Origin of the sequence: Pedobacter cryoconitis (assembly GCF_001590605.1) — a bacterium.
In the GTDB taxonomy this organism is placed as follows: Bacteria; Bacteroidota; Bacteroidia; order Sphingobacteriales; family Sphingobacteriaceae; genus Pedobacter; species Pedobacter cryoconitis_A.
In genome coordinates this window covers 495721-507198 of the sequence record NZ_CP014504.1, presented here as the reverse complement: position 1 = coordinate 507198, position 11478 = coordinate 495721, and the positions used below count along the sequence as shown (strand labels likewise).

The window sequence follows — 11478 nt, the reverse complement described above, 5'->3', positions numbered from 1 at the left end:
GCCGCCTCCTGAAAGGAGCGGCAGGGTGCCAACTTTGCCGGGTTTCCCAGCTCCTTTTTCTGTCTTTTCGCTCGCTCAACCGAGCGGCCAAATGACTGGGTTATCATATCCCAGCTGTAGAGCTGCTAAGCTATATAGCTGCCTAACGGTATATCCAGATCACTAGCTCCCTTCTTCCAATAAGCGGTGGATGTCTTCCAATTTATAATACAGCATGCCGCCAATTTTACTAAAACGCAAAATCCCGTTAATCCGTAATGTTTGTAAGGTGCCTGGCGAAATGTTCAGCAACTTTCTAACCTCGTAGCTTTTCAGCCATTGCTTTTGTTCACCCATTCCCGGTTTTAGTAACCCCTTAATATCATTTAGCAATTCTGTTCTAAATGTTTTTAAGTCTTCTTTTGTAATCAATTCAATCGCTGTCATCTGATAAACTGTTAAGGTTAAAAAATAAATCACTATTCTTGGAGAATGCTAACCCATATCATTTGCAAGTATTTATAGCTCCAATGAAACAAAGGTAGATTATTGTTATGGTAATATAAAATACATCATAACAAATCAGTATATTTGAATTGTTATATCAGCAAAGACTGGAATTTATATTGATGACCTTTGATTAGATTTGATAGTTAAAATAGAAAATGGTAAATCCTGAAAGCCTTAAAATAATGCAAAAGGACACAAATAAAATTTTTATAAAAAATGAAAATTAGTTTCAAAACATATCTAAATGATCGGCTTAAACAAGTGGATTTCCACGGGCAACTGACCTATCCCTTATACGTACAAGTGACGTATGAAAGGAAACCAATTTATTTTAAGAGCTATTATTTTGAACTTTTTTCAAAACCACGCTATTTGCTTACAGTTCCGGGCGTGGGAAGTAAAGCACCAACAATAGATGAAATTATTGAACGGGAAAATGAAGTCATCAGCTTTATCATCGAAAAATATAAAGACAATTTCTCTCTTGAACTTTTTAAAACCGCCTATACCTATTACAGTAAAGACTTATGTGATATCATGGAGAAAGGATTTATTGATTATCTACATACCTTTTTTTGGGATGAGGGAAATCCGGCTTTTGGTGATGTGTTGCTCCAAGGGTGTAAGAATGTAATTGCTTTTGATGTGGTAAGGGATTTCAAGCGCATTTTTAACAAATCATTATATGAAAAACTTGTTACCAACTCGCTTTATTATGCACCGCCATATTTACCATTATATGGCTTCATGACCAAAACCAAAAGATGGCCGATGTTGATATTAACAGTAATGGAATTTAATCACCCTGATACAAGGAATCGATTTTATGAATATGCCTCAAAATATTATTCAGATAGACCAGCGGATGAATTATTAGAAAGGGCTTTAAAATGGATTCACCGCATATAAGAAGCTTGAAAATGTTCAATCTTTTCTATTATACAAACTTGCTACTAGAATTTTATGTTTTAAAGTGGTGAAGGAATTGGACATTGACAAATAACGAGTTCTGACCAAATTGTATCGAGTATAAATTATCACATTTTTTCATCTATACTTCGGTCTAAATTCTATTATTTTATGCCTACTTGATCAACTAATAAATTCGTTAGTCATTTTTAAGTTTGTTGTCCTTGTAGGATTAGAATTTATACTAGCCTAAAAGTACCAGATACATTAACTAAAAAACCCTCTTAAAGAGGGTTTGGTTTTAAATAATTAAATTAGTTTTTTTGGTTTTTTTTTAATCGTTTCCCATGATATTTATGTTTAAATAGTTATTCATACTGTATAGCTACCTTTTCTGCAATTCTTTTTACTAAGTGCAAATATGGTAATAATAAATTGGTATTTCTTTTGGTTGGCAAAATAATTTTATTTTCTCTACTTTCTCGAATATGAACTAATACATTACGTATTTTTTCAATATTTGTTTTAATTGTTTTTAGAATTTGCTTGGGTGGACTGTTAAGTTCTTCGATATTACTAATTAATCCCCCAATAACAAAACCACCATCAAATACTATATCTTTTTTGAAATATTCAGCATTGTCTTGTATTTCCATCTTTATATCATCAAAAACAACATATTCAACGATCAACTTTTCTAATTTAACAGAATCATCATTCATTTTGAAATTATCCTTAAATTCCTCAGTAATTAGCTTGCCATAATAAGATGAATTAACAAGCAAGTCTGGTCTCTTTATAATATTAGTCAATTTTTTTTTAAATTCCTCGGTAAGATGATAATATGAACAATATTCAAGAACTTGAAAATAAAACAAAAACTTCAATCTGCTGTTTGAAGTCATCTTGGCAACACCAAATAAATCCACTAATACAGGGTCTATTTCTCTTGTATTTAATATTGAAGGAAACTCATCTCCATTACTATAGCAAGGTAAGTTATATGTTTCAGCTTCCCTGTCTTGTTCATAAATTAAAATCCAAGGTGACTTTCTATCATAGAAATCAAGATAAAAATTCAGATTCTTAGAAAAGCTCACGAAATCAAGCTCCAATGCATCAAAGTCACCAGATATACTAAAAACTATTGGCACTTTCTCACCAAAATAATTTTTGACAAAATTTGGCATTGTATCCTTTTTATAAAAATCACGGAACTTAACCAAATTTCGATAATTGGTAGACGAACCTAAGCCGACTTCTCTAAATGCGGTGGCTAACAACACTAATGCTTCTGAAGGTTCTTTGAATTCTGCAGTAAATTCAATTCCTTTATAATAAAAATTAAATTTTCTACTTATCAACTTATGATCCTTATCAATTGGAGCATAAATAAATTCAATAGTTTTTGTATCAGAATGGTAAAGCGCAGCCAATTCTGCGGGCAGAAAAACATTGGCTAAAGAACTAAAGTCTTCATTATTTGAAAACCGGCACATAAATGTTGAATCAGCCCACAAATTTTCAATATTTAAATGTTCTGTTTCTTTTACAACATTAACACTTGAGTTATTTTTTTTAAACTTTGCTAGATTTTTATCCACGAGAGGTTAATTTTGAATGGCAATATAAAATATTTTTTTTCTATTATTATTCACTTCCCAAGAATAAGTTTTTTTTGTTGTCTTCTTAAACTATACTATCTACTTATTTACTATCCGCAATAGCTATTTTCTCCAATCCTCAACAAGCAGTTTTACATTATTCTATCTATAGGAATAATTAATCAACCGTAAGTCTAACTGATAATCTGCTTTTATTAAGTTATTTTCTAATTTAATAATATAGGCAGTAAGTATTGCAGCAATGTAAAAAGATTAATTATTCTTAAAAACTTGCTTTTTAATAGTTAAAAAACTAGATTTACATGTAGTTCATTGATAATCATTAATATAGGTCATTAGTCCGCTAAACTGAGGCAATACATATCTAACAATATGTGCCCTATTAGGCTCCCTGAATTGATTTTTATTTGATATATGATTAACAATCAAGATTTTAAGAGTTGGGTTAAGCATCCTGCCACCCCGACTATTTGACTTTTAAAAGTCGGCAAAAAACCTTAAATCGTACGATTTAAGGTTTTTTTTGTTTTATTTCGACCCTATTTTCATTTATGGAATTTCAGGAAATAAAAAGCGGATTCTAACCTACCTTCAAAATTGCATTAAATCTTTCATTGTTATAAAATCCCTCATAAATTTCCCAGCCATCGAAATCTTTGTGTTCAAAGAGTAAATGTTCCTCCCGATGTGATGATAAAGGAATGTCCCCGATAAATATAGAGCCCTTTGAAACCCTCTTCATTTCACTGATAACCTCCAGCGCGTATTTCTTATCAGGGAAATATTGAAAAATACTGAAGGCAAAAACCTTATCAAATATTCTATCTTTAAAAACGAGATCATTTGCCTGACCATATAAAACAGAATTATGAAGGATTTGTATATGTTTTTCAACCAATGACTTTGAATAATCAATTCCTACATAGTTACATTTCAGGAACTGTGCAATCATGCCGGCTCCACACCCTACTTCAAGAACGTTGTCTGATTCCTGAATCTTTAAAATTGACGTGATTTCTTTACCTACCAAACTTTCATCAATATTTGTATGATCAAACCCGTCTAATTCCTTTAAATTATTGATGGTGGTATTTCCTTTATCTTCCCATATTTTTTGCCAGTTCATAAATTAAAAAATTTTAATAGCGTCCACATACATTTCGTAAGTATCAATTTCTACCCAGATCAGATCTTGTATCAACAGGCAATAGACAGGGAAATATTGTGCCGCACTGGTAATTCCATTAGTATCGTATGATCCTGTTGACAAGTTTGTTATGTCTTTTTCAGCCAGTTCAAATATTTTATTAAAGAAGGGCATCGAAAATAATGATATACCAATAAATTCCCCTGTTATTTGATTAATGCTTTTTGAATCCTTACTCATATTGACAAGATTTTCATTTCTGGATTCAACAAAAACCTCATCCCCAGATCCGCTAACTGCAGAGACTATAATTGCATTTGATTCATCTATATCCAATATTTTTTCGAGTGCCCGTTGTTCATAAACGATATCTGATTCAAGTAATAAAAAACTTTCATTAACAATTCCTTTTATACAGCATAATGAATACAAGTGGTTACAGGAGGCATATTTTTCATTAAAAATCAATTCAATCAGAGGGTATTTAATTGCCAGAGTCTCATAAAAATTATGATTATACCCTGTTACTATTACAATTCTGTTAATCCCTACTGCTATTAATTTCTCTACGGAAATTTCAATAATAGGTCTATCATTAATTTTAATAAACCCTTTTGGAACATCAAAGAATTCCCTAATTCTGATTCCGGCCCCTGCAGCTAAAACTACAGCAGTTTCAATTTTAGTTGTCATAAGAATGATATTGAATTATTTAAGAGGGTTTGCAAGGTTAAATGGATTATTCAGGCTATAATCTTTATTTGGGTCACGTTCATGATCAGGCGGAAAGTGTTTTCGTTTTAAATCATAATAATCCTTTCGTAAATCACCAAAAGATATTTTATTATAAGTAGAAAAAATCAGTCCTCTGGAATATTCACTTAGATTAGCATCAGATTTGTGAGGAACAAACGAATCAAATATCATGATATCTCCAGCCCGTAAACTGATCAGATCCCACTCCATTTCACGCGTATAAGATTCCAGGATCTCTCCTGTTTCACCTACTGGAAATATTCCTTCTTTATGTCTTCCTTTTGCAAAAGCAAGCGTTCCATTTTCTTTAGCACTGTCATCAATACAAATCATCACTGTCAGATAAATATCACAATCAAACATTGCATATGCAGGTGCATCCTGATGTGGTGCAAATGGATTCCCTCCTGGTAGTTTATAATTTATCTTCTCCTTAAAAAGCACAGGAGCTTCTTTGAACAACACTTCCAGAATAGATAGGAGTCCTGGATCGTTCATCAATTGATAATAAAAATCATTGAAACCGATAAAATTCTCTATTCTGCAAAGAATTTCATTAGCATTGATCACACTATTTTCGTAATATTTAGTACATCCATTTAATAAATTGGGCTGATTCATCAAATCAGTAGCAGCTATTCGAATTTGGTCTACTATGCTATCTGAGTAGAATTTTGGAATAGTCAGGAATCCATTCTCCTCAAATTCGATAACTTTTTCATTACTTAATTTCATAGGATTAGTTTAAAGATTATTAATGTTGAAATCAGGGCTTATTTTTCCACGTTAAAGACTCCTTATGCTGACAAGAATCAAAAGGATTTACAATTTCTGCGACCTGTTCTTCAATTGGTGGAAGCACAAGATAATCGCCATAATTTCTTGTCAGATAAGCATGATAACAATCAGGAATCGGAAATTGAGTATCTCCAAATTGCTGATATAAGAGATATTGAAACTCTTTTGTAAAGAAAAATGCCTTTTTATTTGTCAGGACTCTTTCAAATGAATTGGAGATACAGTCTCTTAACTCACTGTCCAGATCATATACAAAAATGTCTATTTGAATTCCATTATGCCATTTGCACTCAGGGTTCGCTTGTTCAAACTCAATATAATTACTATATCTATCTCTTATTTTTGCTTCTATAATATGGCTATGTAAATAATCAGGATCAGTAAAAGCATCCTGAAAGAAAAGATCTACAGGTAGATCTGCAATACCAACCTTCTTAAAAGTATCAAAGTCATGACGCGGCATCCCTATATCAATTTCCATATCCCAGGGAATAAATCCCTTGTTGCGTACAGCACCTAATAAGGTTCCATAATCTAACCAATAGGTAATGTCATGTTTAGTACAAATCAGATCAAATATTTTCAACATCCTCAAAAGCACACAATGCACTTGCTCTTCCATTGAAATACATTTATCCCTGTCATCTGCTGGCCAGTCGTAATGATTAGTATTCATTTGCTGAAATAATTAAGATTAAACCGAAACCACAATCATCTCTTCAAAAAGGACATCCATGGCGCTATAGATATTTTGAATTCTCATACTGGTATCCTCAAACATTGTATTCACTAATCCACTATTTGTATTATGGACAGCTGTCACATCCGAGTAGCCAAAATCTTTTTGAACTGATATAAATGGATATAAAACCATCTTGTTATCCGCTATTTCAGATATTGCACCATCTGCCACCACTTTATCGTCAAAAGGGGCATCCAGTATTTTCTGAAAAATACGCTTGTATACAATTATAAATTGAGTACTCAAAAAAGCATTGACCCATAACCTGTTTCTGGTGACAGGAATAATCGCACCGAATCCTCCTATTCCACCAGAAAGAACCTCTATTCCTTGCTGATAGGCTTCAATAATATTTTTCATTAGAAGATCGCTGGAATAATCTGATGTAAATTCATGATCGTCCTCGCATATAATGATCACATCATCTTCATTGGACTGTGCAATTTCAATGATTTTACGGATACTGTTCCATAGACCAACCGCGCCAATTTCATGTTCACAGGCCTCAATAACACTAAAATCAAATTCAGGTCTGTTTTCAAACTGCTTTTCAATATGTTCTCTACGGGCTGTTCTGTCTTTAAGATTGATAATATAAGTGGGAATTACCATATCCTTTATTACTGCAACATGATTTGCCTGATTAATTTTATCCTGACTTTTTTTGTAGAAAGCAGAAACATCTTTTAAGATCTGAACACTTGCCGAAGTCTTGTTAAACAATCCATTTACGCGTCCTTCTATGCTATTTATTTCCGTTACATCAGAATATCCAAATTCTTTCTGAGTAGAAATAAATGGGTGGATAATGAATTTTTGATTAGTAAGCGAACTAATAACGAGATCATAACAATCACTATCTTTAAAAACGGCACTCAACAGAAATGGAGTGAATTTATTGAAGATGACGATGAATTGTCCACCAGTAAATTTCTCCACCCAAAAAAGTTCCTTTGAGATTTGGATAGCACAATTTAACCAACTTACACCTCCACACAAGATATCCGCTCCTTTTGCCCTTGCCTGTTCAATACAACTGATGAACAATTCAGGAGAATAATTAGCAGTAAATTGGTGGTCATCCTCACAAATAATTATATACTCATCATTTCTATCAGCCACATTTCCCAAAATATAAAGTACGCTGTTCCATAAGCCAACAGCGCCAATCTGAGCTTCACAGGCTTCTATTATTTTAAGATCGAATTCTTTTCTTCCCTCAAACTGTGCCTGGATATGAGCCTTTCTATCAGTTCTGTGTTTGAGATTAATCGCATATGTTTTAATGACAGGTAACATAATTTAAAATGATTTAAAGGATTATTGATGCACAAAGAAACAGGGTACTAATTGCCCAATTCTAACTGATTTTTTATTAATTCGTAGTAGTGTTTTTTGCCGGATACCAGCTCATCATGAGCCCCAATTTCCACTATTTGACCCTGGTTCATTACTATAATTTGATTAGCATTTTTCACAGTGCTTAATCTGTGTGCTATAACTACCACAGTCCTGCCAATAAAGAATTCATTCAAATTGTCCATTATATTTTTCTCATTGTTAGCATCCAGTGAACTGGTTGCTTCGTCTAAAAGTATAAAACCTGGATTTTTATACACTGCACGGGCTATTAGTATACGTTGCTTCTGCCCACCACTTAACTGAATACCAACATTCCCTATTTTCGTATTATATCCCAATGGCAATAGTTCAATGAAAGAATCAACACAAGCAATCCTGGCGGCCTCTTTAACTTTTTCAGGCATAATTTCAGGATCAGCAAAGGCAATATTCTCAGCTATTGTACCACTAAAAATGTGGCCATCCTGCATCACTACGCCACAACGTTCCCTCCACTGTTCAGCATTAAACGAAGACAAATCTGTTCCATTTAATAAAACAGATCCACCAGTTGGGACATAATAAGACAATAACAGTTTCAATAAAGTCGTTTTACCGCTGCCACTCTGGCCTACGATTGCAGTTATCTGATTTACAGGAATATCAAATGAAAGCTGATTGATAACAAATGGGTTAAAGCTACCAGGGTATTTAAAGGATACGTTGTCCAGTCTCAGGCTTTTTATTTTATCTTTTAAAGCCAAATGATGGGACTCGTTTTCATCTTTTTCGGTATAGATATCATTTACTCTTTTTTGTGCAATATCAGCATCTTGCGCGTCCCTGACATAGTTAATAAAGTTTTGAATAGGTCTGGAAAGTTCCCCCAGTATGTAAGTGATGCTCAATAAAGAGCCTAAAGTCATTTTGCCATTAATGATCAAAAAAGCACAGAACGCAATAGTAACAAACTCTTTCAGCTTAGAAATAAAACTTACACCAACAACCTGATACAGATTCAGAAAGAGCGACCTGAGTTCTATTTTATTTAGTTTTTCCTGAATAGTCAACAATTTATCTATCATATTTTGCTGGGCACCGTTGATTTTTATTTCGGGCATATGCATAATAAATTCGTAAGAACTGTTGTTATTTTCAGATTGCCTCAAAAACATAGAATATTCCAGGATCGCCCTTAGTTTCAGAAAGAAACTGACCCAGACAAATGATAAAATACTAAGTACAATGTATATGACAAATATGATTTTATTCATAAAAAACAACATTGTACTAAAGACAATTATATTCAGGAAGTTTAAAATTAGTTCCAATCCTTTCCAGGTTATAAATGCCTGAATCTTGCCCTGATCAGATAACCTTTGGAGCGTGTCCGTATTCAATCGCGTATCAAAATAACTAATAGGAAGTCTCATGAGCTTATTTAACAACTTATTTTTAAGCAGAAGACTTAGCTTAAAATTAATCTTCGTTAAAATCAGATGACTTATTGAATCAGAGAAAAAGTTACCCAGGAACAAACCAAATTGGGCCAGCAAAAGAATCCATACCATCTGCAGAGATTTATTGATAATCCCTTCATCAATAATCTTGCGAAAAACCAATGGCATGGCCCAGTTTGCCAATAACCCCAATACGAGTAGCAGTGTTGTGAAAGAGTATAATAATTTGTTTTCTTTTACAAAAGCAACAATGGGCTTTACCAGCGGATTATCCTTAAACCGCATCTTCTCCAACTTTGAAGAATTGAGTTCATTAGTTTCAGCTACTTGTAATACTATAGCTACTCCTTTATCGCTTGTCCCTAACCATTCCTTTATGATGGTTTCCTGATCTAGTTTAATTTCCCCGTACCCCGGATCAGCAAGAAAATAGTTTTTCCCTGACTTTTTATTTCTTATTTCATGGAGTAATATAAAGTGGTCTTGTTTCCAGTACAGAATTGATGGTAGCGGTATTTTCTCCAAATCCTCTATTGTAATTTTTAAAGCCTCTGCTTCAAAGCCTATCTTTTGTGCACCCGTAATAATATCCTGAACGGAAACCCCCATTCTGGTAATAGAACACAATTTTTTTAATTCTTTTAAAGTGAAATGTTTTTTATGATAACTAGCTACCATAGCCAGACATGCCGGCCCACAATCAATGCTTTCGAGCTGATGAAAAAATTTAAACTTATTTCTTTTAGAAAACATTTAATATTTGTCTACTCAATTTAAACAGCAACAGCAGCATTCATTAATTCTTCTACTTTAGTGGCGATAACCTTGTCTTTTTCATTTTCATCTCCATGGTAAACACAGTAATCGTCCCCCTCCAAATGCTCCATTGCATGTTGCGAACATCCTCCATTACAGATCGGCATAATCTTACAAGTAAGACAAGGTTTATTCTTGAATTTGGCATTCATTCTTTTGTTCAGATAATCGTTTTCCCAAATCAACTCCCCTTCTTCACTTAAATAACCCGCTCTTTTTACATTGGTAAAATCTCTGGCAGTACATTTAAAAAGATCTCCGTTATAATTAATAACCGCACTATTTCTTTTATCTGCATAACAAGAACTGAGCACATTATTCGGAGAGAAATTAGTCAGCACTTCAAGCCCCTGATCACGCATTATATTTGCATTCCTATCCAGCACTACCTTCAAATTATCAACCTTATCATTTTGCCAGACTCTGTGATAGTCAATGAGCAGGTAGTTATCCTTTAATTCTTGTGTAATATCTGCCAGGTCATCAGCAATTTTATAGGAATCATGGAGATTTTTATCTGTATAATTAATCCTTAAACGGACATAGAATTTATTATTGATAAGCAACCTGATATTCTTCATGATTTGTTCATAAGAACCTTTATTTGCATTTACAAACCTAACCAAATCATGCTCCTCTTTATAACCATCAAGTGTTATCTGTAAAGAGCAGGTAAGATCATTGTCTTTAAAAAAATTTATAAATTCATCATTGATGAGATAACCGTTCGTTGTAAAACCAATACTTGGCGTTATGCCTTTGGTCTTGCAAGCATCCGCATAAGCCTTAATAATTGGAGTAACGTCTTTTTTAAAATACAACAAAGGCTCTCCCCCAAAGAATGATAAACTGAAAGCTCTGATTTCAGGTTTCGCAATAGTCGTATCGATAAACGTATTGATTTTTTGAATCATTGGTTCATCAAGTTTTGACTTTTTAACATGAGTTTCATAGCAATACCAGCACTTAAAATTGCAGTTCATGCTGGGATTAATTGTGAGAAAAAAATCGGTGTGATTCTCATCGACCTGTTTAGTGATTTCTTTGACTAGTTCCACCTCCCTAATATCCTCTTCTATCACATATTTCTCCGCTATCAGATATGCATAAAATGTTGGATGAATTTCCTGGAGATTATCAATTCCTTCAAAAATCGCAGCATTTAATATATCTTTTAGCCCTTCTTCAATAAAAATTACCTTTTGATTGTAAGAATTATACAATGCGAATTTTTCATCATAAGGTATAACTGCATTAAACTGACTGTATTTCATTCTAGGTTTTTTTGTAAAATGTGATTGATTTTGCTATCTGGCACTAATTACTGTGTAAGGATTTATCATCCTTACACAGTACAATTCTTTATTGGTTAGTGTCCACCACAAGTTGTAGTAC

General features: G+C 33.2%; 10 protein-coding genes. 1 reads left to right on the top strand and 9 read right to left on the bottom strand.

All coding sequences use genetic code 11. The features are described from left to right. Positions 1-162 precede the first annotated feature (162 nt). Positions 163-426 carry a helix-turn-helix domain-containing protein gene (locus AY601_RS02225; protein ID WP_068395796.1) on the bottom strand — a complete coding sequence of 88 codons (264 nt, stop codon included), beginning with the start codon at positions 424-426 and terminating at the stop codon, positions 163-165. A 279-nt stretch (positions 427-705) separates the two neighbouring features. Between AY601_RS02225 and AY601_RS02220 the strand changes: the two genes are divergently transcribed. Further along, entirely contained in the window at positions 706-1398 is a 693-nt protein-coding gene (locus tag AY601_RS02220) for a hypothetical protein (protein ID WP_068395793.1), read from the top strand. A gap of 368 nt (positions 1399-1766) precedes the next feature. Here the strand turns inward: AY601_RS02220 and AY601_RS02215 are convergent, their stop codons facing one another. The 8 genes from AY601_RS02215 to AY601_RS02180 form a co-directional block, all read right to left on the bottom strand. Beyond that, positions 1767-3002 carry a hypothetical protein gene (locus AY601_RS02215; protein WP_068395790.1) on the bottom strand — a complete coding sequence of 412 codons (1236 nt, stop codon included), beginning with the start codon at positions 3000-3002 and terminating at the stop codon, positions 1767-1769. A gap of 601 nt (positions 3003-3603) precedes the next feature. Further along, positions 3604-4149 carry a class I SAM-dependent methyltransferase gene (locus AY601_RS02210; protein ID WP_068395787.1) on the bottom strand — a complete coding sequence of 182 codons (546 nt, stop codon included), beginning with the start codon at positions 4147-4149 and terminating at the stop codon, positions 3604-3606. 3 nt (positions 4150-4152) lie between these two features. Further along, positions 4153-4863, bottom strand: coding sequence for an NTP transferase domain-containing protein (locus tag AY601_RS02205; RefSeq protein ID WP_068395784.1), 711 nt, complete (start codon positions 4861-4863; stop codon positions 4153-4155). Between the two features lie 15 nt (positions 4864-4878). After that, positions 4879-5661, bottom strand: a complete 783-nt coding sequence (locus tag AY601_RS02200) for a phytanoyl-CoA dioxygenase family protein (protein ID WP_068395782.1) — start codon at positions 5659-5661, stop codon at positions 4879-4881. Positions 5662-5692: 31 nt separating this feature from the next. Continuing rightward, positions 5693-6400 (bottom strand): LicD family protein, encoded by a 708-nt coding sequence (locus tag AY601_RS02195; RefSeq protein WP_068395779.1) that lies wholly within the window; start codon positions 6398-6400, stop codon positions 5693-5695. A gap of 18 nt (positions 6401-6418) precedes the next feature. Then, positions 6419-7765, bottom strand: coding sequence for a glycosyltransferase family 25 protein (locus tag AY601_RS25985; RefSeq protein ID WP_068395776.1), 1347 nt, complete (start codon positions 7763-7765; stop codon positions 6419-6421). 47 nt (positions 7766-7812) lie between these two features. After that, complete coding sequence (locus tag AY601_RS02185; RefSeq protein WP_068395773.1) at positions 7813-10020, bottom strand: peptidase domain-containing ABC transporter; 2208 nt, start codon at positions 10018-10020, stop codon at positions 7813-7815. A 20-nt stretch (positions 10021-10040) separates the two neighbouring features. Next, positions 10041-11357, bottom strand: a complete 1317-nt coding sequence (locus AY601_RS02180) for a radical SAM/SPASM domain-containing protein (RefSeq protein ID WP_068395770.1) — start codon at positions 11355-11357, stop codon at positions 10041-10043. Between the last annotated feature and the right edge of the window lie 121 nt (positions 11358-11478).